The sequence below is a fragment of the Pedomonas sp. genome (assembly GCF_036515995.1).
Classification (GTDB): domain Bacteria; phylum Pseudomonadota; class Alphaproteobacteria; order Sphingomonadales; family Sphingomonadaceae; genus Pedomonas.
Genome location: NZ_DATBUP010000186.1, coordinates 1 through 23,216 on the forward strand (window position 1 = coordinate 1; position 23,216 = coordinate 23,216).

25 protein-coding genes, 1 tRNA gene and 1 pseudogene are annotated in these 23,216 nt (G+C 63.0%); 17 read left to right on the forward strand and 10 right to left on the reverse strand.

Features of this window, described 5'->3' with window-relative positions:
* Together VIG90_RS13800 and VIG90_RS13805 are read left to right on the forward strand one after the other, a co-directional pair.
* Positions 1–495, forward strand: a 495-nt coding sequence (locus VIG90_RS13800) for an MMPL family transporter (RefSeq protein WP_331594102.1), incomplete at its 5' end; no start/stop codon positions are given.
* Positions 496–511: 16 nt separating this feature from the next.
* Positions 512–835 carry a DUF6665 family protein gene (locus VIG90_RS13805; RefSeq protein WP_331594103.1) on the forward strand — a complete coding sequence of 108 codons (324 nt, stop codon included), beginning with the start codon at positions 512–514 and terminating at the stop codon, positions 833–835.
* Between the two features lie 172 nt (positions 836–1,007).
* Here the strand turns inward: VIG90_RS13805 and VIG90_RS13810 are convergent, their stop codons facing one another.
* The gene (locus VIG90_RS13810; protein ID WP_331594104.1) at positions 1,008–1,316 is read right to left on the reverse strand and encodes a zinc ribbon domain-containing protein YjdM; all 309 of its coding nucleotides are present in this window, start codon (positions 1,314–1,316) and stop codon (positions 1,008–1,010) included.
* A 51-nt stretch (positions 1,317–1,367) separates the two neighbouring features.
* A complete protein-coding gene (locus VIG90_RS13815; protein WP_331594105.1) occupies positions 1,368–1,817 on the reverse strand; it encodes a MarR family winged helix-turn-helix transcriptional regulator in 450 nt (149 codons plus the stop codon).
* Positions 1,818–1,898: 81 nt separating this feature from the next.
* Here VIG90_RS13815 and hppD point away from each other — a divergent pair, with 81 nt between their 5' ends.
* The 4 genes from hppD to VIG90_RS13835 all read left to right on the forward strand — a co-directional run bounded on the left by hppD (position 1,899) and on the right by VIG90_RS13835 (position 6,980).
* Complete coding sequence (hppD, locus tag VIG90_RS13820; RefSeq protein ID WP_331594106.1) at positions 1,899–3,023, forward strand: 4-hydroxyphenylpyruvate dioxygenase; 1,125 nt, start codon at positions 1,899–1,901, stop codon at positions 3,021–3,023.
* A gap of 164 nt (positions 3,024–3,187) precedes the next feature.
* Complete coding sequence (locus VIG90_RS13825) at positions 3,188–3,769, forward strand: tetratricopeptide repeat protein (protein ID WP_331594107.1); 582 nt, start codon at positions 3,188–3,190, stop codon at positions 3,767–3,769.
* Between the two features lie 246 nt (positions 3,770–4,015).
* Positions 4,016–6,184 (forward strand): methyl-accepting chemotaxis protein, encoded by a 2,169-nt coding sequence (locus VIG90_RS13830; RefSeq protein ID WP_331594108.1) that lies wholly within the window; start codon positions 4,016–4,018, stop codon positions 6,182–6,184.
* 46 nt (positions 6,185–6,230) lie between these two features.
* Positions 6,231–6,980 carry a TorF family putative porin gene (locus tag VIG90_RS13835; protein WP_331594109.1) on the forward strand — a complete coding sequence of 250 codons (750 nt, stop codon included), beginning with the start codon at positions 6,231–6,233 and terminating at the stop codon, positions 6,978–6,980.
* Between the two features lie 109 nt (positions 6,981–7,089).
* Here the strand turns inward: VIG90_RS13835 and VIG90_RS13840 are convergent, their stop codons facing one another.
* Complete coding sequence (locus tag VIG90_RS13840; protein ID WP_331594110.1) at positions 7,090–7,575, reverse strand: Hsp20 family protein; 486 nt, start codon at positions 7,573–7,575, stop codon at positions 7,090–7,092.
* 607 nt (positions 7,576–8,182) lie between these two features.
* Here VIG90_RS13840 and VIG90_RS13845 point away from each other — a divergent pair.
* Entirely contained in the window at positions 8,183–8,647 is a 465-nt protein-coding gene (locus VIG90_RS13845; protein ID WP_331594111.1) for a DUF1465 family protein, read from the forward strand.
* Between the two features lie 52 nt (positions 8,648–8,699).
* Here the strand turns inward: VIG90_RS13845 and VIG90_RS13850 are convergent, their stop codons facing one another.
* Entirely contained in the window at positions 8,700–9,134 is a 435-nt protein-coding gene (locus VIG90_RS13850; RefSeq protein WP_331594112.1) for a GtrA family protein, read from the reverse strand.
* A gap of 314 nt (positions 9,135–9,448) precedes the next feature.
* Here VIG90_RS13850 and VIG90_RS13855 point away from each other — a divergent pair, with 314 nt between their 5' ends.
* Entirely contained in the window at positions 9,449–9,856 is a 408-nt protein-coding gene (locus VIG90_RS13855; RefSeq protein WP_331594113.1) for a hypothetical protein, read from the forward strand.
* A 69-nt stretch (positions 9,857–9,925) separates the two neighbouring features.
* Here VIG90_RS13855 and VIG90_RS13860 read toward each other — a convergent pair whose 3' ends face one another.
* Together VIG90_RS13860 and rpsU are read right to left on the reverse strand one after the other, a co-directional pair.
* Positions 9,926–10,465, reverse strand: a complete 540-nt coding sequence (locus tag VIG90_RS13860; RefSeq protein ID WP_331594114.1) for an FKBP-type peptidyl-prolyl cis-trans isomerase — start codon at positions 10,463–10,465, stop codon at positions 9,926–9,928.
* Between the two features lie 117 nt (positions 10,466–10,582).
* Positions 10,583–10,792, reverse strand: a complete 210-nt coding sequence (gene rpsU, locus VIG90_RS13865; protein WP_259277421.1) for a 30S ribosomal protein S21 — start codon at positions 10,790–10,792, stop codon at positions 10,583–10,585.
* Positions 10,793–10,946: 154 nt separating this feature from the next.
* On the opposite strand from rpsU, the gene VIG90_RS13870 reads away from it, so the two are divergent.
* The 4 genes from VIG90_RS13870 to ssb all read left to right on the forward strand — a co-directional run bounded on the left by VIG90_RS13870 (position 10,947) and on the right by ssb (position 14,606).
* Positions 10,947–11,624 carry a COQ9 family protein gene (locus VIG90_RS13870; RefSeq protein WP_331594115.1) on the forward strand — a complete coding sequence of 226 codons (678 nt, stop codon included), beginning with the start codon at positions 10,947–10,949 and terminating at the stop codon, positions 11,622–11,624.
* A gap of 104 nt (positions 11,625–11,728) precedes the next feature.
* Positions 11,729–12,016: a FeoA family protein gene (locus tag VIG90_RS13875; RefSeq protein WP_331594116.1), complete on the forward strand. Its 288-nt coding sequence runs from the start codon at positions 11,729–11,731 to the stop codon at positions 12,014–12,016.
* Complete coding sequence (feoB, locus tag VIG90_RS13880; protein WP_331594117.1) at positions 12,013–13,875, forward strand: ferrous iron transport protein B; 1,863 nt, start codon at positions 12,013–12,015, stop codon at positions 13,873–13,875. The genes VIG90_RS13875 and feoB overlap by 4 nt, the downstream gene beginning before the upstream one ends.
* Before the next feature lie 188 nt (positions 13,876–14,063).
* The gene (gene ssb, locus VIG90_RS13885; protein WP_331594118.1) at positions 14,064–14,606 is read left to right on the forward strand and encodes a single-stranded DNA-binding protein; all 543 of its coding nucleotides are present in this window, start codon (positions 14,064–14,066) and stop codon (positions 14,604–14,606) included.
* 86 nt (positions 14,607–14,692) lie between these two features.
* On the opposite strand, the gene VIG90_RS13890 is transcribed toward ssb, so the two are convergent.
* A complete protein-coding gene (locus tag VIG90_RS13890; RefSeq protein WP_331594119.1) occupies positions 14,693–16,441 on the reverse strand; it encodes a diguanylate cyclase in 1,749 nt (582 codons plus the stop codon).
* Positions 16,442–16,995: 554 nt separating this feature from the next.
* On the opposite strand from VIG90_RS13890, the gene VIG90_RS13895 reads away from it, so the two are divergent.
* The 5 genes from VIG90_RS13895 (at position 16,996) to VIG90_RS13915 (ending at position 22,188) form a co-directional block, all read left to right on the forward strand.
* The gene (locus VIG90_RS13895) at positions 16,996–17,970 is read left to right on the forward strand and encodes a S8 family peptidase (protein ID WP_331594120.1); all 975 of its coding nucleotides are present in this window, start codon (positions 16,996–16,998) and stop codon (positions 17,968–17,970) included.
* A 251-nt stretch (positions 17,971–18,221) separates the two neighbouring features.
* Positions 18,222–19,295 (forward strand): alkene reductase, encoded by a 1,074-nt coding sequence (locus tag VIG90_RS13900; protein WP_331594121.1) that lies wholly within the window; start codon positions 18,222–18,224, stop codon positions 19,293–19,295.
* Positions 19,296–19,494: 199 nt separating this feature from the next.
* Positions 19,495–20,889 (forward strand): DUF4139 domain-containing protein, encoded by a 1,395-nt coding sequence (locus tag VIG90_RS13905; RefSeq protein WP_331594122.1) that lies wholly within the window; start codon positions 19,495–19,497, stop codon positions 20,887–20,889.
* Positions 20,890–21,024: 135 nt separating this feature from the next.
* Positions 21,025–21,101: transfer RNA gene (locus VIG90_RS13910), tRNA-Pro, on the forward strand.
* A gap of 238 nt (positions 21,102–21,339) precedes the next feature.
* Positions 21,340–22,188 (forward strand): acyl-CoA thioesterase, encoded by an 849-nt coding sequence (locus VIG90_RS13915; protein WP_331594123.1) that lies wholly within the window; start codon positions 21,340–21,342, stop codon positions 22,186–22,188.
* 3 nt (positions 22,189–22,191) lie between these two features.
* Here VIG90_RS13915 and VIG90_RS13920 read toward each other — a convergent pair whose 3' ends face one another.
* The 3 genes and pseudogenes from VIG90_RS13920 to VIG90_RS13930 form a co-directional block, all read right to left on the reverse strand.
* Positions 22,192–22,512: a DUF1622 domain-containing protein gene (locus VIG90_RS13920; protein ID WP_331594124.1), complete on the reverse strand. Its 321-nt coding sequence runs from the start codon at positions 22,510–22,512 to the stop codon at positions 22,192–22,194.
* Positions 22,502–22,930 (reverse strand): DUF1622 domain-containing protein, encoded by a 429-nt coding sequence (locus VIG90_RS13925; RefSeq protein WP_331594125.1) that lies wholly within the window; start codon positions 22,928–22,930, stop codon positions 22,502–22,504. Before VIG90_RS13925 ends, VIG90_RS13920 begins: the two co-directional genes overlap by 11 nt.
* A 43-nt stretch (positions 22,931–22,973) precedes the next feature.
* Positions 22,974–23,216 (reverse strand): annotated as a pseudogene (locus tag VIG90_RS13930) (aldehyde dehydrogenase); the annotation flags it as partial.

Here is a 23,216-nt window from a genome sequence, read left to right on the forward strand (position 1 = left end):
GGCCTGATGACGGCGATTGCGCTGCGCTCTCCGCTGCTGGGGTTCGTGGCCCTCATTCCCAGCATCATTCCGGTCATCATGGCGTTCGGTGCGTGGCTGGTCATTCAGGGCGACTACGGTCTTTATGCCGCGTTCGTGACCTCCTGTGCGCTGGGCCTCACCGTGGACTCGGTGACGCACTTCATGATGAACTTCTCCCGCGCCCGGCGGGAGACTGGCGGCGATGCCAAGCAGGCGGTGCTGGATGCCTTTCGCGGCGTCGGCATGGAGTTGTGGATCGCCTCCGCCGTGCTGGTGGTGGGCTTTCTCATCCTTGCATTCAGCGAGTTCGAGATCATCGCCAAGCTGGGTCTGATGACAGCGCTTATCTTCGTGTTCGCCATCGCCACCACCTTCGTTATGCTGCCGGCGTTGCTCAGCCTGCTCAGCCAGCGGCGCAGGGCCGGCGGCACGCTGGAGGAAACTGGCGGTCTGGAAGGCGCGGGCAGGGTGTAGCGACGGGAGGCTCGCAATGGTGGACGACCGGCCAAGGGTGCCCGTGACTCAATCCGCACGGGAGGCGAGCCTCAGCGGGCTTGAACGGGAGTTAAAAGGGGAGCAGGCCGTCTCCCTCGGCCGCTACGGCCGCGAGGTGGAACGTACGCTTGCGGCCCTGCGCGGCGCGGATGCGCCCGACCCTGAAACGCGGCAGCGGATGGTGCAGGACGCCGCCAATGCAGTGTGGCGCTACTTCATCCAGCGGGAGGCGCTGGGGCTGACCAACCATGATCTGGTGGTGAAACACTACGCCATCCCCGGCGAGGTGCTGGCCAAGGTGGGCAGTGAGGCGCCTTAGAGCCTTTTCCAATCTGGAGGCATCAGATCCAGGAAAGCGCGCGGCGGGTCGGTTGAAACGGCCGACTGTACCGGATCCCGTGGGCACCGGCGAAAAATCAGAGGTGCGGCCCGGAAAACGAAAGGGGGCGCGGGGGTTGCAGGCCCCCGTATGATCCCTTTGAGTGAACCGATCAGTTCTTCTTCACGAACTCGGCACGCAGGACGAGGCCCTTGATGCCTTCGAACTTGCAGTCGATTTCCTGATCGTCGCCGGTGAGGCGGATGGAGCGGATGACGGTTCCGCGCTTCAGAGTAGTGCCTGCGCCTTTGACCTTCAGATCTTTGACGAGGGTGACGGAATCGCCGTCTGCCAGCAGGTTGCCGACGGAATCCCGCACCTCGACGGCACCGGCCGCGGCTTGACGGGTCGCCAGCTCGCTTGCGGTGACCCAGTCGCCGGTGGCTTCGTCATATACGTATTCTTCGTTCTCGGCGCTCATCTGACCCTCACAGGACTAAATACTCGCCCCTCCTTAGGGGGCAGGGGCGGCCTAGTCCAGCTTGGCGGCGGCGCGGTCGAGAAGGGTGATGGCGGTGTGCAGGGCCGCGCGCTCTTCCTCGTTCATGCCGGCCAGGAGCTTTTCCTCGACGCTGAGGGCCAGCGGCACGATCTGATCGTAGATCTTCCATCCCTCGTCCGACAGGTTGAGGCGCTGACGGCGGGCGTCCTGCGGATCGCCGGTGGCAGTGAGACGCTCCATTTCCACCAGACGCTTCACCGCCCGGCTGATGGCCACCTTGTCCATGCGGGAGATGTCGACGATCTGCGAGGCGGTGAGGTTCGGGTTGCGCCCGAGAATGGCCATGATGCGCCACTCGGGCAGCTTCAGGTCGAATCGGTCCTCGTAGAGTTTGGCAACGGCGCTGCTGACCCGGTTGGATAGGACCGAGAGCCGGAACGGCAAAAACTCTTCCAGAATCAGCACACCGGTGTCGGACAAGGGAGTTCGGCTTGGCATTGGTTTCAAATGTAACTACATTGTCTATCAGACCAACTCTAGCGGGGCGCAGGAGCCTTGACCATGACCGCAACGGTACAAATGCAACAACTTAACAGTGAAAACGCGACGCCGCTGGGTATCGAGAACCCCATGGGCACGGACGGGTTCGAGTTCGTTGAATATGCCGCACCGGACCCAAAGCTGCTGCGCGAGCTGTTCGAGCACATGGGCTTCCCGGTGGTGGCGCGTCACCGCTCGAAGGACGTGACCCTGCACAAGCAGGGGGACATCAATTTCATCATCAACGCCGAGCCGGACAGCTTCGCGCAGGCCTTCGCCCGCGAGCACGGGCCGTGCGCCTGCGCCATGGCGTTCCGGGTGAAGGATGCGGCCTACGCACTGAGGCGCGCGGTAGAGCTGGGTGCAACGGCCTGCCCGACGAATGCCGGGCCGATGGAGCTGAACATTCCCGCCATCGAGGGCATTGGCGGAAGCCGCATCTATCTGGTGGACCGCTACGGCGACAAGACCATCTACGACGTGGACTTCGTGTTCGAGGACGGATGGCAGGAGAAGATGCAGGCGGCCAACGCCAGCCTGACCTACATCGACCACCTGACCCACAATGTGCGCCGCGGCAACATGGACACGTGGGCGGGCTACTACGAGAAGCTCTTCAACTTCCGCGAGATCCGCTACTTCGACATCGAGGGCAAGGTGACCGGTCTCGTCAGTCGCGCCATGACCAGCCCGTGCGGCAAGATCCGCATCCCGATCAACGAAAGCCAGGACGACAAGAGCCAGATCGAGGAATTTATCAACGACTACAAGGGCGAGGGCATCCAGCACATCGCCCTGGGATCGGCGGACATTTACCGGACGGTGGATACGCTCTCTGCCAACGGCGTGCCGTTCCAGGACACGCTGGACACCTATTACGACCAGCTGGATGGCCGTGTGCCCGGCCACGGCGAGCCGCTGGACGAGTTGCGCAAGCGGCGCATTCTCGTGGACGGCGCACCGACGCAGGGGCAGGGGCTGCTGCTGCAAATCTTCACCCGCAACGTGATCGGGCCGATCTTCTTCGAGATCATCCAGCGCAAGGGCAACGAGGGCTTCGGCGAGGGCAATTTCCGCGCCCTGTTCGAGTCCATCGAGCTGGACCAGATCCGTCGCGGCGTGATTAAGCTGGACGAGCCCGCCTGAGCGTAAAGCGACGAACTACCTCATTGGTCGGTTGGAACGGGTCGTAAAGGAGGCATGCTGCAAAGCTGCTCCGGTGCGGCCCGTTCACGCTTATGTTAAGCTGGCCTCCTCAACCTGACCGCCGGTCGGCAGGACGCCGCCCGGCCACAGCGGAGGAGGCCGCCATGGGAAGCAATGCATTCCTGACGGTAACGGTGGCGTTGAGTGTCATGGGAGTGCTGGCGGCGGGCTCGGCCGCGGCCGGCGTGACGGTGCTGGGCACGGGCAACGCCCGCGCCTGCTACGAGGCGGCGGAGAGCCGCGATTACAACGAGAAGGCGCTGGCCCATTGCTCCGAAGCGTTGGGCGAGACGGAGCTGTCGCATTACGATCGGGCAGCGACGCTGGTGAACCGCGGCATCGTGAAAATGGGTTTGAAAGACCTGAACGGTGCGGTGGCTGATTACGAGAAAGCCCTGACCATGCGGCAGGACATGGGCGAGGCGTACGTGAACCTGGGCATTGCCTACATGTTCCAGCAGAAGGACCGGGAAGCCGAAGTGGCGCTGACGCGTGGTCTCGAGCTGCGGCCAAGCAAGGCGCACGTGGGCTATTACACGCGCGGTGTCGTGAACGAACTGATGGGTGACGTGCGTTCGGCCTATCACGATTATCGCATGGCCGCTGAACTGGCTCCGGCATGGGACGAGCCGAAGGCGCAACTGCAGCGGTTCCGCGTTATCTCGTCAGAACGGAAAATGTCGTAAGTTTTCCGTCCTAACGCACAGACCCTTGCAGCAGCCAGAATGGTGATCAGGCCCGGCCCCCGCCCGGGCCTGATCCTTTTGTATCAGCTGGTGAATGTATCTGTTGGCGAACCCTTGATGAGGGCAGGGTTCGGCCCGAAATCTGCCAGTTCTGGGAGGGATCAACGTTAACGCGGCGTCAACCGCTCGGCGATACTGTGTCCATGCCTGCTAAGTAAGTGGCTTAACTTGTTGCATGGATGGCTTATGCGTTTGCTCGAACGGTTCACGGTCGCCGGGAAGCTTGTATTTATTGCCGGGTTGGCGATCGGCGCTTTGTTGATTCTGGCTTCCTGGTTCGTCGTCAACACGACCGGAGGCATGGTTCGCAGCCTGTCGGATCGCTATGGCGAGGCAACGGCAACGCAGGCCTCTGTTATGGTTGCGTCAGATTTCGGCCGGGTCGAGGCGGCTGCACGGGCAATGGCGGCCGCCATCGGCGCGGCACATGAAAAGAGCGGGCCGGATCGCAAGGTTGTGCTTGAGATCCTGCGGCGCAATTCCGACGCGACGGACATGGTTTTCGGCGCATGGTTCATCTCTGCCCCGACCGGTTACGACGGACGTGACGCGCAGCTCACGGGTCGTACCGATCTAGGTACGAACAGCCAGGGCCAGTTTCTGCCTTACTGGGTTTTGGACAACGGGAAGCTCATCCAGCAGCCGGTTGAGGACGCCAGCGTTTTCGAGGCCGAGTATTTCGCGCAGCCGTTCTCGACGGGACGTCCGTGGATCACCGCTCCCTATTCCTGGGAAGTGGGCGGCAAGTCGGTACTGATGACCTCGGTCACATTCCCGGTGCGCGCAGGCGACAAGGTCATCGGCGTTGCTGGGCTTGACGTGGAACTCAGCCAGTTATCGAACCGGCTGGGAGAAATCCGTCCGTTCGGCGACGGTCGGGTGATGCTCCTGACCAACGACAAGAACTGGGTGTCGCACCCCGATGCTTCCCTGCGCACCAAGCCCTATGACGGCCCCGGCGGCGAATTTGTGGATCAGGTAATTTCCGACGGCGCGCCAGCGCGCATTACGGGCGTTGCCGATGAGACGGGCGCGGTAGAGCGCCTCGTGGCCCCGGTTGTCCTGCCGGGGCTGGACAGGACCTGGGCCCTGGTGATGGACGTGCCGTCTGCAACGGTGCTGAAGCCGGTCAATGACCTGATGAAGGCGGTGTTGGGTGGCGGCGTGCTGATCATTGCCGTTGTGCTTGGCGCGCTGTTTCTGACTGCGGTCGCGATCATCCGGCGTCCGCTTGCGGGAATGACTGCAGCAATGGCGCGGCTAGCCAATGGCGACCTGAGCGTGGATGTGCCGGCGCGCGATCGCAGGGACGAGATCGGCGGACTGGCTGCGGCCATGACCCGCTTCAAGGACAACGCGCTGGAAATGCAGCGGCTGGAAGCTGAAGCGGCCGAGGCCAGCGCCCGCGCAGAGGCGGAGAAGGCGCGCGCTGCCCGGGAAGCCGAGGAGGCCAAGGCCCGTCAGGAGGCCGAGGCGGCCGAAGCCAAGGCCCGTGCCGAGGCCGAGCGCAAGGCGGCATTGCTGAAGATGGCCGATGAATTCGAAGCTTCGGTCAAGACGGTTGTGGATATGGTGGCGTCGGCCGCGGTGGAAATGGAATCGACGGCCGGCATGATGGCCTCGGCCGCCGAGGAAACCAGCCGGCAGGCAACGCTGGTTGCCGCGGCGTCCGATCAGGCTGCCAGCAACGTCAACATGGTGGCCGGTGCAACGGAAGAACTCTCGGCGTCGGTTCGGGAGATCGGGCAGCAGGCGGCGTCCTCGGCAGCCATTGCAACGCAGGCGACAAAGCAGACGCGCGAGACGGTTGCCGTTGTCGCCGAGCTTGAGAAGGCAGCGCAGGAGATCGGCCAGGTCATCCACATGATCCGCGACGTCGCCGAACAGAGCAAGCTTCTGGCGCTGAATGCTACGATCGAGGCGGAGCGCGCCGGACAGGCTGGCCGGGGCTTTGCGGTCGTTGCCAGCGAGGTCAAGAACCTTGCCAACCAGACGGCGGTTGCGACGGGTGAAATCGCCCAGAAGATCGGGCAGATCCAGCGCAGCACCGGCGCCGTTGTTGGCGCGATCGAAGGTGTTGGCGAGGCAATTCATCGCGTCGATAGCGTGGCGGCAGCAATTGCCAGCGCGGTCGAGCAGCAGCGGGCCGCCACCGCCGAAATTGCCGGAAATGTGCACGAGGTGGCGCAGGGCACGAACGAGGTGTCGAGCAACATCGGCGGCGTGACCAAGGCCGCGGCCGATACGGGCAATGCAGCGACGATCGTTCAAAGCTCGGCCAGCAGCCTTGCGCGCAACGCTGACGAACTGAAAGCCCAGGTCGCTGAGTTTCTTGCAACCGTGCGCGCCGCCTGACAGCGGCCGCACCGACTTCAACTTTTCAATTACGGACTAGAACATCATGCGTTGCGTTGCTTTATCTACGCTCGGCCTTGTATCGGCGATGCTGTGCGGGACGACTCTCTCTGCCGGGAAGGTGAAGGCGAAGGAGCTTTCGCCCACCGTCTCGGTTACTGCCGACGCCGGGGTGGTCTCTGATTACCGGTTCCGGGGCCTGTCGCTCTCGGACAAGGACCCGGCGGTGCAGGGCGGCCTGACGGTCTCCACGCTTTCCGGCTTCTATGCAGGTGTCTGGGGTTCGACGATCAAGGAAACCGCAGGCGGTGCGGATGTAGAGGTCGATCTTTTCGTCGGCTATGGCGGCGATATTGGAAACGGCTTCAGCACGAACGTCAGCTTTGCTTATTACCTGTACCCGGGTGACGGCAACATCGACTACCTGGAGGGCAATGCCAGCCTGTCCTACGCGCTTGGCCCGCTGACGCCGACGCTTGGCGTGGCCTATGCACCCAAGCAGGACAGCCTGCGCAACGCCTTCGGCGCGAAGGCTGACAATTTCTATGTCTATGGCGGCGCTGACTTTGCAGTGCCGGGCACGCCCGCCACACTCGTGGCCCGCATCGGCTATGAGACCGGTGTTCTTGATGCCAGCGACAACGGCAAGTGGGACTGGCAGCTTGGCGGCACGGTCAGGGCATATGGCCTGACGTTCGGCCTGAGCTACGTTGACAGCAATGTGCGGGTGCCGGGCGCATCCGGCGGCAATCTCGGCGGCGCAGGCGTAGTGGCCTCGGTCACTGCGAGCTTCTGATCCCTGAGGCGCGAGCGGCTGTTGCTTGCCTGTTTCCAGAAACGGCACGGGCCCGGCTTTTCAGCCGGGCCCGGTCGGGGGCAGGGATCAGGGAGAGGAGAAGCCGCGATTACTCGGCGGCGAGCCGCTGACCCTCGACCACGGGCGGGAGGACATCCGCCTGCGGGCCGGTTGCGATCTCGATCTTGCGGGGGCGCTTGTGCTCAGGCACCTCGCGAACGAGATCGATGTTGAGAAGGCCGTCAGCATAGGACGCGCCGGTTACCTTCACCGTGTCGGCCAGCTGGAAGCGGCGCTCGAACGCGCGCTTTGCAATGCCGCGGTGCAGGAAGCTGCGCTCCCGCTCAGCCTGATCGTCGCGGCCCTTGCCGCTGACGATCAGAGTGTTGTCGTGAACCGTGATGTCCAGTTCATCGGTACCAAAGCCGGCGACAGCCAAAGAAACGCGGTAGCCGTCTTCGCTCAGCTTCTCAATATTGTACGGTGGATAGGCAATATCCGAATTGTCGAGCCGAGAAGCAAAATCAACAAGTCGGTTCAGATTTTCAAAACCGATGGAAGAACGCAACAGGGGAGAGAAATCGAAAGCTCGCATGACCTATTCTCCTTCTTGAGCAATTGGCCTTTTTTGTCCGCCAACAGGCCGGACAACTTGTTGTTCAGGACCCGAAACCTTCAGCGTCCTGCAAAAAACAACTTGGGTATTCGCATCTGGGGTTTCAAGAGGGAATCGTTGCGTTTCGATTGGTGGCGGAATGACGCATGGCAAATGCGCCCTGCTGCGCGGGGAAGTGCTGCGCAGGTTGTCTAAATCATGAATTAACACAAAGGCTTATGGTCGAATATCGACTGGTCTCGCCCTGGGTGTGTGAACTGGGAACCGTATAAAACGAGAAGTCGACGGGATAGGCCCGCCAACCTTTTCTCGAAAGAAGTGAGAGAAGGACGCTCGCAATTCGGGTCGAGTGGAGAGTGATCAGAATATTCCTCGGAACCACGTTCTAACTCGAACGCCCGAGGGCGGAGTAGCAGCTCCGTCCTCGGGTTTCGAGAATATCGTCTGAAGGCTATAAAGCCGAAACCACCCTCAGGTCGCAGAGACAGCGTCGCATGTATCGCAGCGCAGCTTCCGGCTCACTTTCTGAGCTTTCCAGGCGCTTCGGCCCCTGTTCCGGAGGGCCTTAAAATGCTTTAGTGGCGGGATGACAGAGACATCTTCCCCCACCGTGCTGACACCTGCGCTCATCGACCCGCTTTATGCTGAGGCGCTTGCGCTTGCGGACGAGGCGCGCGGATATTTTGCCCAGACCGGGCAGGATGACCGACTCGATCTGGAGCCGATGGAACGTGTGCTGTTCAGCTGTGAATCGCTGAAGGTGACGACGCGGCTGATGCATGTGATTTCATGGCTGATGGTGGGCAAGGCCGTGGCCGCGGGCGAGATGACGCCGGCGGAGGCTAGCGTGCCGGAGCGCCGGCTCGGCTTCGTGGAAGGCTCGGATGAGACGAAGGAGCCGCGTCTGACCCGGTTGCCTGCTCCGGCCCTTGCCCTTATCCGCCGCAGCCGTGAGCTTTACGAGCGGGTGTCCCGCATCGAGGCGAGCCTGATGGAGCACGGGCAGGGCGGCGCGCGGGCGCTGCAGGACCGGCTTGGCGAGGCGTTCTGATCCTATGTGGCCGGCAGGGCATGCCCCGCCGGCAGGATCTCGGGTTCCGGCTTCAGCCGGAGCTCTTGGCCGAGGCGAAGACGAACTTGGACGAGGCCAGATAGCTGACGGCAAGGCCCGCGAACGACCCGGCGACGAGTGCGGTGACCACATGCCAGAAGCCTTCGCCGTACCAGGTGATGACCGAGGCGTAGGCCATGTAGTTGCACAGCGCGCCGACGCTGGTGGCGACCATGTAGGCGATCCAGCCGCGGAAGAACTTGCCCTCCTCCCGCGAGACACCGAAGGTCCAGTAGCGATTCAGCATGTAGGTGGCGAGACTGGCGAGGAGAAACGCCGGAATACGTGACACACGAGGATCAATGCCGCCCTGACCGGTGAGGACCAGTGTGACGATGGCGTCGATCTGGAAACCGACGTGGCCCACGAGCAGATAACGTGGGAGGCGAGGGAGCGCCGCCATGCCGGCGGCAAGGCGCTTGAACATCGTTAAACAGGTCTCACTGAAACTGCGGAGCTGCAAAGCCCCCATGCGGACGTGCACCGTGCGGGTGTTCAGGGCGCGCTGACCCGCGTGCGGAACGTAATGCCCCTGTCATGCCCCGTCCTTTCCTTTCGCCTGTGCACTGGCCGCTTGTGGGTGGCGCACCTTAAAAGTCCGGGATGGTGATTTCCACCCCAAGGGCCGCCCAAGGGTGCGCTTTTTCCGCTAACAGTGCAGCAATGCCGCAGGGGGGCGTAACGACAGGCGCGAGCAGTTATGTTGGAAGCTGATACCTGATGTTCAATGGGAGATGTGTGATGGCGCACCCTGAGGCCGAGCCGGAACAAGGACTTGCCGGATTGTCGCGCGTGCTGGTGGGAGTGGGGGCGGTTGAGGGTGCTGCGGGCGTGGCGCTGGCAGCGGTGAGCGCTCATGCGATTCCCTCGGAGGCGCTTGGAAGTGCTGCGACCCTGTTGATGGCTCATGCGGGCATTGTGGTGGCGCTGGCGCTGATCGCGGCGCGCAGCGGGCGGCGCATGGGCCGATTTCTGCGCCTTCCTGCGGCGCTGATCGCGCTGGGCGTAGGGTTGTTCGCTACAGCCATAGGCCTGCGTGTGCTGGGCGGGGTTGTGCCGCCAACGGGCATGGCACCGCTGGGCGGATCGATCACCATTGCAGGCTGGTTGACGCTGCTGATTCCGGCGCTGTTGCCGGGCCGAAAGTAATGCGGACAAAAGAAAAGGGGCGGAAGGTTGCCCTTCCACCCCTGATTCTATCTGGTCTGTCTTCGCCGCTTACTGCTGCGGGGCAGGATCGCCAGCCGGACCCTGCGGCTGCGGCGGGAACATCGCCCCGTCCGATGCGCGCTGGAATGCCAGCAGTTCGACCTCGAATACCAGCACGGCGTTGGGCGGAATGGCGCCCGGTACACCCTGCGGGCCGTAGCCCAGCTCGGCCGGAATGACGAGGCGGTACTGGCCGCCCGGCTTCATGTGCTGAAGACCCTCGCTCCAGCCGGGAATCACGCCCTGAAGCGGGAAAACCGCCGGCTCGCCACGCTCGTAGCTCGAGTCGAACGGCGTGCCGTCCGCCAGGGTGCCACGATAGTGGACCATCACTACATCCTGCGGGCCGGGCTGCTCGGTGCCCTGACCTTCGCGGACGGTTTCGATCTGTAGGCCGGAGGGCAGGATGACCACGCCTTCCTTCTTGGCATTGGTTGCGAGATACTCGCGCCCGGCTGCCTGTGCCGTCAGGCTTCCAGGCAGGCTCACCTGCGACACCGCGATGGCGCCGACCACGAGGATGCCCAGAACGATGGCAAAACGCGCCATTTTCCCCACTCCCTGAGGCTGCGAGAGCCTGAAAAGTCAATAAGCGGTGAGTAACGAAACGCACTGAATAAACGAAAGCCGCCCCGGAGGGCGGCTCAGCCGTTCAGCGAGCGTCGCTTACCGGGATGCCCCGTCACGCTCCTGACGCTTGCGCTCCAGCTTGCGGGCGCGGCGGACAGCGGCGGCACGTTCGCGGGCGCGCTTCTCCGAGGGCTTCTCGTAGTGGCGCCGAAGCTTCATTTCACGGTACACACCTTCGCGCTGCAGCTTCTTCTTAAGAGCGCGCAGGGCCTGATCGACGTTATTGTCGCGAACGATAATCTGCATAGAGGGCCGTCTCTCTCCAATCCGATCCTGTTCACCGGAGACATATGCCTTCGGCGCGAGGGGCCTCCCTATCAGAAGCCACAAGCGCTGTGAAGAGCGGAATCGATACAATAATGCTTTCCGTGCCCCATGAGTTGCGGGATATAGTGCCACCATGACCGAATTTACCGACGAACTGGCTATTGGCGACCTGACCCTGGACGAACTTCGCCCGGTGCTGGTGGACGCGCTGCTCAACCACGTTCCCTTTGACGGCTGGACGCAGGCGGCCCTGAGCCGCGCCGCCGAAGACCTCGGGATTCCGGCTGACCGCGCCAGCCTCGTGTTTCCGGGCGGCGGCATCGACATGGTGGACGCTTTCATTGCCCGCCTGGATGAGCAGATGACTGCACAACTGGACGCGCTGGGCCTGCCGTCGATGAAGATTCGCGATCGCATCCGGACCGCCGTGCGGGTGCGGCTGGAGCTGTCCGCCCCACATCGGGAGTCCATCCGCCGGGCGGTCTCGATTCTCGGCATGCCTCAAAATGCCGCGCGTCTGGCCCAGATCCTGTGGCGAACGGCGGACGCCATGTGGCGGGCTGCCGGAGATACGGCGACCGACTACAACTATTATACAAAGCGCCTCACGCTGGGCGGAATCTACTCGTCCACTCTCCTGGTCTGGCTGGATGATCAGAGCGAGGGGCTGGCAGACACCTGGGGTTTCCTCGACCGGCGCATCGACGGTGTGATGCGGTTCGAGAAGAGCAAGGCGCAGCTGCAGAAGCTGTGCGCCAACCGACCGAGTCTCAGCCGATTTCTGGGGCGTTTGCGCTACCCGGCCGCGTGAACTTCACCGACGGGTTGACGCAGTGCGACCCACCGGGACTCGACGCTTGAGCAGCAGTCTGATAGTGCTTCTCAAATGCGTATTTCGGCTGGGAAACTAATTTAATGTCCGAACCGGTAACACTAGGCGCGATGTCGCCGGGCCAGCGCGCCCGTATTGTCGAGATTGCGGCGGAAGCTGGTGGCTCAGACCTGCACCTGCGTCTTTACGAAATGGGCTTTGACGAGGGTGTGGAAGTTGAAATTCTGCACCGTGGACCCATTGGCGGCGATCCGATCGCCGTGCAGGTGGGAGGCATGGTGGTGGCGATGCGCCGCCGCGACGCCGCGCTGGTAACGGTGTCCCCGGTTGTCGCCCCGCTGGCTGGCGGTGCGCGGGAGGCTGCGGAATGAGCGCGGCCAGCCTGACTGCAACCGTTGCCGTTGTCGGCAATCCCAACGCCGGTAAAACATCGCTGTTCAATGCCCTGACGGGTGCGCGCCAGAAGGTGGGCAATTATCCGGGCGTGACGGTGGAGCGCAAGGCTGCCCGCCTGACGCTGACCGATGGCCGCACTGTCGACCTGGTGGACCTGCCGGGGGCGTACAGCCTCAACCCGCGCAGCCCCGACGAGGAAGTAACCCGCCGCGTGTTGCTGGGCGCGCAGGCAGGGGAGGGGCGTCCCGCCGCCATGGTCTGCGTGGTGGATGCCACCAACCTTCGCAACCACCTGCGTTTCGTTCTTGAGTTGAAGCAGCTGGGCCTGCCCATGGTGGTGGCGCTCAACATGATCGATCTGGCCGAACGCGATGGCATCAGGATCGACGCGTCGCGGCTTCAGGAGTTGCTGGGCGTGCCGGTGGTGACGACCGTGGCGGTGCGCCGCCGCGGCCTCGATGCGCTGCTGGCCGAACTGCCGGGCCTGATCGACACGGCGGCCGCAACCGCTGAGCCTGCGGTCAAGGCCGATGTGCGGGCGTTGAACGCGCAGGCGCGGGCCATTGCCGGGCAGGTGCTGGTCTCCGAGGGGCAGGGCCGCAAGGTGACCCGCGCCGTGGATGCCGCGGTGCTGCACCCGGTGGCCGGCCCGGTGATCCTGGCGGCGATTCTCTTCTTCATGTTCCAGGCGGTGTTCGCCTGGGCGGAAGCGCCGATGACGTGGATCGAGGACGGTTTCGCAGCGCTGGCCGAATGGATGGCGAGCGTGCTGCCGGACGGGTTGCTGCTGTCGCTCATCAATGATGGCATCATCAACGGTGTCGGCAGCGTGATCGTGTTCCTGCCGCAGATCCTTATTCTCTTCTTCTTCATCATTCTGCTGGAGCAGTCCGGCTACATGACGCGCGCCGCGTTCATGATGGACCGGCTGATGGCCAAGGTGGGGCTCAACGGCCGTGCGTTCATTCCGCTGCTGTCGTCTTTTGCCTGCGCCATTCCGGGCATCATGGCGACCCGCACCATCGACAACCCGCGCGACCGGTTGACCACCATGATGATTGCGCCGCTGATGACCTGCTCGGCGCGCCTGCCGGTTTATACTGTCATCATCGCAGCCTTCATCCCCGATCGGGCCGTGGGCGGCGTGTTCGGCCTGCAGGGTCTGGTGATGTTCGGCCTTTATGTCACCGGCGTGCTCAGCGCGCTGCTGGTGGCCTGGGTGCTGCGCCGCTCCGTGACCAAGGGCGCTTCGCAGACGTTCCTGATCGAAATGCCCAAGTACCAGCTTCCCGTGGTGCGTGACGTGGTGCTGGGCCTGTGGCAGCGGGCGCTGGCCTTCCTCAAGCGGGCTGGCACCATCATCTTTGCAACCACTGTGGTCCTGTGGGTGCTGGCCAGCTTCCCGGCTCCGCCAGAAAACGCGGACAAGCCGGCCATCGAATATTCGCTTGTCGGCCGGATCGGTGGTGCTCTGGAGACGGTGCTGAAGCCGATTGGCTTCAACCGCGACATCGCCATTGCGCTGGTGCCGGGCATGGCCGCTCGAGAAGTCGCGGTGAGCGCGCTCGGCATGATGTACTCGCTGGAAGGCGACGAGGATCAGGTGGCAATGTCTCTGGTGGACCGGCTGCGCTCGGCATGGCCGCTGCCGACGGCGCTGGCATTCCTGGCCTGGTTCGTGTTCGCGCCGCAGTGCTTCGCCACGCTGGCCGTGGTGCGTCGCGAGACCAACAGCTGGAAGTGGATGGGCTTCATGATGGCCTATCTGTTCGGCCTGGCCTACATCGCGGCGGGCGCAACCTACTGGATCTCCCGCGCCATTCTGGGCGTGTAGCAGGGCGGTATAAGCTGCTGACACTGAAAGCCGCGTCGGGGGAGGCCTCCGGCGCGGTTTTCCTTTGGGACGCTGTTTTTCTTGGGGTGAACGTGTCGCCAAGGTTGGCATTTGAGCGTGCAGGTTGGTATGGTCTCGCCACGAATTCAGAATAGATTCTTGCATTCACATCAGAGACGGAACGAAGCATGGCGGGAAGCGTCAACAAGGTCATTCTCATCGGCAATCTGGGGCGCGACCCGGAAGTACGCTCGCTCAATGACGGCTCGAAGGTGGTCAACCTGCGCATCGCCACGTCGGAGACCTGGCGTGACCGCGCCAGCGGCGAGCGCAAGGAGCGCACCGAGTGGCACAGCGTGGTGATCTTTAACGAGAACCTGGCAAAGGTGGCCGAAAACTATCTGCGCAAGGGTTCGAAGATCTATATCGAGGGCCAGCTTCAGACCCGCAAGTGGACCGACCAGCAGGGTCAGGACCGCTACACCACGGAAATCGTGCTCCAGCGCTATCGCGGCGAGCTGACCATTCTGGACAGCCGCGGTGAAGGCGGCGGTGGCGGCGGCTTCGGCGGCGGCAACGACTATGGCGACGAAGGCGGCTTCGGCGGTGGCGGCGGCGGTGGTGGTTTCCGCAGTGGCCCGTCAGGTGGTGGTCGCGGCGGCTCGGGCGGCGGCTTCGGCGGTGGTCGCCCCTCGCAGCAGGACGATCTGGACGACGACATTCCGTTCTGAGAACGGCAGCGTTCCAGCATCGGAAATTTGACATGGGAAAGGTCGCAGAAATGCGGCCTTTTTCTTTGTGCTTTCAGGCCGGAAGATCAATGCTGCGTTGGTGCCGCTTCGTGGCGCGCGAGGGCCTCCGCAGCCCATGCGGCCTGCACGCAGTTTCGCCCCGAAGCCTTGGCAGCATAAAGTGCCTGGTCGGCCCGGGACATGATGGCATCGAGTGTTTCCTCGGATGACTGCCGGTCTGACAGGCCGATGCTGATGGTGACTGAAATTTCTGTGCCCTCGTGGTCCATCGTCAGGTGCATCACGGCCCGACGCATGCGTTCGGCAACCAGAAGCGCCTCGTTCGGCTCGGTATTGACCAGCAGCGCTGCGAACTCCTCGCCACCCCAGCGGCACATGAAATCGGACTTGCGCAGCATCTGATTGAGCGCCTGTGCAACCTGATGGAGCACCGTATCGCCTGCGGCATGCCCGTACGTGTCGTTTACCCGCTTGAAGTAGTCGATGTCGATCAGTGCAACGCAGAGGCTCTCGTCATATCGGCTGGCGCGGCTGAGGGACTGTCCGGCCTGTTCGGTGAAGTATCGCCTGTTCCAGAGTCTGGTCAGGCCATCGGTAGTCGCCAGCTCGAACAGCCGGTGCTCGATCTCCTTGCGCTCGGTAATATCCGTTGCGATTGCCAGAAACCCAAGATGGGTGTCCTGCTCATCGTGCAGCCGGGTCAGGGACAGCTCGACTGGGATGCGGTTTCCGCCTTTTCCGAGATAAGTCCATTCAGTAATCGATGGCTTGCCCTTCAGAACCTCTCCGTGAAGCAGTTCAAAGACGCTGACATTGCAGCCTAATTCCTGGCTCTTTGCTGCCCGCCGTTCTTCGACCTCGGCGGGATCGTGCAGGATGAGGGCCGTTTCCTTGCCGATCAGCTCCTCAGCCTTGTAACCCAGAAGCCGCTCGGCTGTTGCATTGAAGCTGCGAAAGACGAGGTTTTCATCAACTGACAGAATGATCTGATGAGCGCTGTCGAGAATGGCATTCTGCAGCGCGAGGGACTCGTTCAGGCGACGTTGGAAAACCCGATTCTCGGTCACATCGCGTAGGAACCAGATCCGGCCGTGACCCAGATTGCCTTCTCCGATCAGGCCGCGGCTGAACAGCTGGTAGACCTTGCCGTTCTTGAGTTCGAATTCTTCGCCGAGAATATCGTCCTGCAGATTGCTGTAGGAGCCCTCAACCCGCTCATAGAAGGCTTTCGGTTCGACAAGCTGAGCCAGTATAAACGGGTAGAGCAGGTGCCGCCCGGCGCGCAGCACTTTTTCCTCCAGGTGCCACATGTGCAGGAAGCGAGCGTTCCAGCTGAGGATGGTCCCATCGACACTCACGATCAGAATGCCGTCCGGACTAAGTTCCTGCTGGGCCTGGAGCAGAAGGTTCTGGAACCGAATCGTCTGCTGGGTGCGCAACTCTTCCGTCTCATCAATCATCGTGCCGAGGATGCGGGCAACGCTGCCGGTTTCATCCCTGACGGGGCTGAGCGTAATCCGGAGCCAGCGCTCACCGATCGGCAGGGTCAGCTGTGTCTGGAACGACACGGGCTCGCCTGTCCGGCTGCATTGGCGACAATGTTGCTTGAAAATTTCAGCCTGTTCCAACGTCACGATATCGCTGGGAAGCTGATTTCGGACCCGCTCCGGTGGCAAGCCCGTGGCCGCCTGCAGCGCCTTGTTGCTGTAGAGCACAACGAAGCGATCAGAATCTGCCACGCTGACGACGAAGGACGGGGTTCCAATGCCGTCCAGCACCTGCTCGAGAAGGGCTCCACTGAGCTGTGTAAGCATGTCGTTCCTCACAGGTGGATGGGCGCCGGCTGCGGAATACAACGCGCGAAGAGCCCTCGGCGCCTCTGGTCCGGAAATGCGCCGCGATATTGGGTAGGGTGGAGTTCGACAGGCCTTATCCGACAGTCGGATTAATGCACAGCTTGGCGCATATGTCTTGAGAGTAGATCATTTGCGCCCTAACTGCCCAGTGCCGGTGGCAACCGGTACACAGCCAGGCAATGGCGAACCTGTCCGGGGAGGCAGGCATCCGGCTTCACGAGAGCCGGCCCGTAATGCGTATGCATCAAGCGGGGACTGAACTTCATTGAGGATATTCCGCGTCGGCTGTGTGTAACGGCGGCCGCGCGCCAACGACTGACAGGATTGGAACCGTGCCCATTCGCTTCGGCGCCGATGGGCGCGGGGCGCAGCCGGAGTTGCGGCGGCGTTCTCGCGTACAGCGCCTAGTTGCTTGTGTTGCTTCGTTAGCTTCTGTTGTGTGTGTGGCCGCAACTGCGGCATTCGCCACGCCGGAGCCGTCTCCCACCACAAAGACGGCCAGCCGTCCGCCCGTGGATGCGGTTACGCGGCCCGAAGGGCTGGATCTGGACTATGAGGCCGAATTCCAGCGTAACTGGGGTATCAAGGCCAGCGGGGCGGGCGCCGCTTATGCGGCGGGCGCAACAGGGCGTGGCGTGAAGATCGCCATCATAGATACCGGCATGGAAAGCGCTTCGGAAGACGTGCTGAGCAATGTCTCACCCCAATCCATCGACCTGATTTCCGACCGGACGCGCCGGAACGAGCGCCCGCATGGTGCGAACATTGCGGCGGCGCTTGCTGCGGCGCGGGACGGCTCGGGCCTGGTGGGCATCGCACCTGAGGTAACGGTCCTCTCGGTGCGTGCGGATCTGGATGTGCCGTGCCTGAAGGGCGAGTGCATCCTCAGCGGCATGCACATCGCACAGGGCATTGACTATGCGATCGAGCAAGGGTCGAAGGTCATCATTCTCTCGCTGGCCGGAACAAAGCGCCTGCCCTCGCTGGAACCGGCGCTGTTGCGTGCGGTTCAGGCGGGGGTGGTCATCGTGGCAGCGTCCGGCAATCAGGGGCGGCACGAATCCGGATGGCCCGCACGCTACGCAGCCGAGCCCGAATATGGGGGAATGGTGCTGGCAGTGGGCGCCTCAAACCGCACCGGGCAGATCACCCGCTATTCCAACCGGGCAGGGCGGGCCCGCCACGGATATATCGTGGCCCCTGGCGATAACATCATCGTCAGCTGCGACAGCGTTCGGTGCAGCAAGGCCTCGGGTACATCATACGCCACCGCGTACGTGGCCGGCGCGATTGCGCTGATGCTGGACGCCTTCCCCCATCTGGACGGGCGACAGGCAGCCCAGATGCTGCTGAAAACCGCCCGGGATGCCGGGCCGCGCGGCACTGACTCCGTGTTCGGCCGCGGCCACATCAACATCGCCCGCGCCTTCCTGGAAGCGCAAGCCCAGACCGAGCGTCAGCTGATGGCGAGCGCAGCAGCAGATTGAAGGTGCCTCCTTCTTTGAAGGCCGAAACCTGGTAATTCGTAGAACACAGCATTGTTATCCGCGCAAAACAGCAGGCGGCGATGTGGCCTGCTTGGAAAATCTGCGGAAGGTGATGTATGTTGCTGCGAAGGCTGGAAGGGCGGGCGGGTGCTGTGGCTCCTCTGCGCTTCCGCTTGGCCATACAGGTTTGAGGTCGGCTTGCCGTCTGTGTCTACAGGCAGGCAGGGCTGCAAAGGGGAGAGTATCCAATCATGACGTCGCTTTTCGATTCCGGCACGCTTGGCGATATTTCGATCAGCAACCGCATCATCATGGCGCCGATGACGCGCAGCCGCGCCGCTCCCGGCGATCTGCCGACGGACCTGCATGTCGAATATTACCGCCAGCGCGCCTCGGCGGGCCTGATCATCACCGAGGGCGCGCACCCGAGCCCGGCGGGCAAGGGTTACTGCCGCACGCCCGGCATTTTCTCGCCCGAGCAGGTGGCAGCCTGGAAGAAGGTGACGGACGCGGTCCACGCCGAAGGCGGTCGCATTGTGGTGCAGCTGATGCACGTGGGCCGTATTGCCTGCCGCCTGAACAAGGATCCGGATGCGGAGACCGTGGCACCGTCTGCCATTCGGGCGAATGCCAAGTTGTTCACTGAAGCCGGGATGCAGGACGTGGAGGAGCCGCGCGCTCTGGAAACCCACGAGATTGCAGGCGTCATCGAGGAGTATGCGCAGGCAACGCGAAACGCGCTGGCTGCCGGGTTCGACGGCGTGGAACTACATTGCACCAGCGGCTACCTGCCGGCGCAGTTCCTTTCGACTGGCACAAACAAGCGTACGGATCAGTACGGAGGCAGCGTGGCCAACCGGATCCGGTTCGTAGTCGAGGCGATCGAGGCGATGACGGCCGTGGCCGGTGCGGGCCGCGTCGGCTTCCGCATCTGCCCGGGCAACCCGTACAACGACCTCTCTGACGAAAACCCGACCGAGACCTACAGCACGCTGCTGGAAGCGCTGGATGGCAAGGGCCTTGCATATCTGCACCTAATCAATGTGAAGGGTCTGGGCGTGGACAGCATGGGAATCGCCAAGGCGCACTGGAACGGCCCCCTGGTGCTGAACGAAAGCTTCACCTACGAATTGGGTCAGGAGGCCGTGTCCAGCGGTACGGCGGATGCCGTATCCTTCGGCCGTCTGTTCATTTCCAATCCGGATCTGGTGGAGCGCTTCCGTGAAGGCGCGCCCCTGGCCGCCTTCGACGTCAAGACGCTGTATTCGCCGGGACCGGAAGGGTTCACCGACTATCCGACCCGGGACGCGCTCGTAAGCGCCTGAACCGGCGGGACAAGCGCGGCCATAAGGCCGGTGCACGACTGACATCTGCGCGGGGGGACGCTGGGCGTTCTCCCGCGTTTTTGTTGGAATGTGCCCCGGCCGTTATGGCAGCGATAACTGAAAATCATCATTATTTCGGTTCAGCAGCAGTTCAGTCGCGACCGGTCAATATTTTGGAATAGTTCCAAAAGGGGGTTCCATGAAAAGGGTTATCCATGCAGCGGCAAGTGTTGCGGTTCTTGGCCTGGCTGCGCCTGCGACTGCGGCAGATGGGGCTGGGCTAACGATCTACAGCGGCGGTTTCGGCATGGTGCGTGAAAGCCGGACCCTCGCGCTACCTCAGGGCGTGGGCGAGGTGATGATTCCCGGTTTGCCGCGCGAAACCCGGCCCGAGACGGTGCTGGTGCGAGCCGATGGCCTGTCCGTGCTGGAAAGCAGCTTCCTGCCGGAGACCCTGACGCCGCACGAACTCTACCGCAAGTATGTGGGCAAGGCCGTGACGCTGGTGCGGGTGAATCCGGCAACGGGCGCAGAAACGCAGGAGCAGGTAGACCTGCTGGCCGTGAACGACGGGCTGATGGTGCGCCGGAACGGACAGATCGAGGCGGTCCGGCCGGACGGAACATTCACGCGTGTGGTTCTGGACGCCGTACCGGAAGGGCTGGCGGCGGTGCCGACGCTGACGCTGAAGGTGAACAGCCGCGCAGGCGGCACCAAGCCGGTGAACCTCTCTTACCTGACCAATGGGCTTGGTTGGCAGGCTGACTATGTGGGCTCCTATGATGAGGCACGTGGGCTCCTGATGCTTCAGGGCTGGGCGACCCTGCGCAACGACACGGATGCCGACTTCCGCAACAGCCGCGTGCAGCTGATGGCGGGCAATGTGAACGTGGAGCAGCGCTATGATCGCCCGGTGATGGCCATGGCGAAGGCACAGTCCGCCCCGATGATGGAGTCGGCGTCCGCCCCCGACCGTGAGAGCATGGGCGACTTCCAGCTTTACACCCTGCCGCAGCCGGTGACGCTGCTGCGCAACCAGACCCGGCAGGTGAGCCTTGTGACCGCGCAGGCGGTGAAGGCGGAGCGCAGCTATCGCTTCGAGCTGTGGGGTCCGCAGACGTTCGAGCAGGCGCGCAACGCAGAGATTCGCGTGGTGTTCAGGAACACCAAGGGGAATGGACTTGGCGAGCCGCTGCCTACGGGTACGGTGCGCCTCTACGGGCAAGACCGGGGCGGCAGCAGCCAGTTCCTTGGTGAGGACCGGGTGCAGCACACGCCTGAGGGCGGCGAGGTGGACCTGACGCTGGGCAAGGCGTTCGACGTGACGGTGAAGCCGACTCAGCGGGATCAGCAGGTGCTGAATCGGGGAGACGGGCCGCGTCTGGTTGAATGGGCCATGTCCTACGAGGTGAAGAACGCGAAGGATCAGGCCGTCACGGTTGATCTGCGCCAGAGCGGCCTGTCAGGCGAATGGGAAGTGCTGGAGGAAAGCCGCAAGCACGAGCGTCTGGACGCGGATACCATCCGCTGGCAGGTGCCGGTTGCAGCCAAAGGCACGACGACGGTAACCGTAAAGGTGCGCCAGCGCGGCTGAAAAATGGCTGTTTTTCGCCAATCTGGAGAGAGCGCGAAAAAAATTTAAGGATTGGGCTCTGGAGTTAATCATTATACTTGCATCAGGCGGCGGATTGGGGCAATAACCGCGCCACCCAAGGCGGCGGCTTCCTGACGGGGAATAGCTCAGCCTGGTAGAGCACTGTGTTCGGGACGCAGGGGCCGGAGGTTCGAATCCTCTTTCCCCGACCAAAACGGTGAGGCTGCCGACCTTGGGATGAGACGGGCGGTCAGCGCAAGCTGGCCGCCCGTTTTTCGTTTCGGGTCATTTTCCTTGCTGCCCATTCTGTCCGTTGGCCATTTTCATTTCGCCCCTTTGCGCGACTCAGTCGTTAGTCATCTGCAGGCGACTCTTGCTGAATGAAGAAACATGCCGAAGATGTTGCAGTGCAGCATAGACAGGCGCATTGTAACGGGCATGAGCGATATCATGGATTTGATGAACACCATGACCAATGACGCACCCTTCTTCGACCTGAAAGCCACCCATAACCCGCACCGCTGGTATCTGCCGGTGGATCCGCCGCTGTGTGTCGGGATTCCCGGCCGGCAGTTCCTGTACGGCGGCGCGGGCCTTGCCGCATCGATTCGCGCACTGGAGGGTACTACCGGTCGCCCAACTATCTGGGCGACGGCGCAGTATCTGGACTATGCCCGCCCCGGCTCCATCGTTGACCTGGACGTGCGGGTGCCGGTCAGCGGCCGGTATACCACGCAGGCGCGCGTGGTGGGCCACGTGCGCGACAAGGAAATCCTGACGGTGAACGCGGCGCTGGGCGCGCGGCCAAGCACCTTGTCGCACCAGTGGTCAAAGGTGCCGGACGTGCCCTCGCCAGAGGAGAGCCAGCCGCTGGACGTAAATTGGGAACGGCATCCGGACGATCTGTTCAGCTACCTCGACATCCGCGTGGTGAAGGGCCGTTACGGCATCATGCACCCGACCGGCGAGGTGAGTGAGGACGGCAACGTGGTGCTGTGGGTGCGCCCGATGAAAGGCCAGCCGGTCGACTCGGCGCTGCTGGCCATTATCGCGGACTTCGTCCCCTCTGCTCTGGGCAATGCCATTGGCCGCAACGTCATGGCCAACAGCCTGGACAACACCATCCGCTTCCGCTCGGTGGTGCCGACCGAATGGGTGCTGTGCGATATTCGCATCCACGGCGTGCACGGCGGTTTTGCCCACGGGCGCATGCACCAGTTTGCGCAGGACGGTACGCTGATGGCAACGGCCAGCCAGTCCATGATCCTGCGGCTGGAAGAGGAGCGGTGGGGCAAGTAATCGTCAAGGCAATGATTCGGCCCCCACGGATCGCTGTTCCCGGCGAAGCGCCTGCTTCAACCCGGTGCGCAGGGTGAGCAGCACGGCAATCATGGCTACGTCCTGCCAGCTGCGCGCCGCCAGCAGGCGCAGCAGCGTGGCGGCAACGGTGAGGGACAGACCCGCCAGCATACCTCTTACGAGCACGCCGCGGGTGCGGTCGACCGACCAGCCGCGCGCAAGACCAGCAAGCGCCTGGAGTACAAAGCCGGTGACGGTCAGCGCAGCGGCATAGCTGAACAGGGTGGAGCCGAGCAGGTAGGCGGGCAGCAGGCTATGCTCCATTCCGGGCCTCCGGACTGGCGGCGACGAGGCTCGGATCAGGACCTGTTGCGCGGCGTTCGGCGGCCTTGGCTTCGGCCTGCTCGATTTCTCGCTGGAGGAAGAAGTTCAGCGCGGTTCGCAGCACGATGATGGCGGCCAACTGGCCGATCTCGTTCCAAGTGGGGGCGACGGTGGTCCGCAGGATGTCTGCCGCCAGCGCGAACTCCAGCGACAGGGCAAGCCAGCGCCCGAACTTCAGCCGGATGACCTCACGCGGATCGCGCCCGTCCGCTGAGAGGGGGTGGATTTTCTTCAGATGACTGAAATAAACCAGAATGGCGTAGCCGATCGCCTCGAGGGTCGCGAGGCCAATGATGAGGGCGGCGGCTGCTTCGGTGCCAACGGCCAGCCAGAGGATAATCTGATCGAACTGTTCCATGTCGGGTGAACGTGGCCGACACGGCCGGGTTGCCGGCCTGGTCTCAGAGCGAAAGCAGGCCCGGCTGTAATTCCACCTTGATCCAGCCGGTGCGGCGCAGATCGAACGCCTTGTAGGCATCCAGCGCCGAACCCAGCGGCACGGCATGGGTCAGGATGTCAGTGGGGTCGATGGCCTTGCTGCGCACCAGTTCGATGAGATGCGGGATGTAGCGGCGGTGGTTGCAATTGCCCATGTTGATGGCGAGGTTCTTGTTCATAGCCTCACCGATGGGAAATACGCGGGC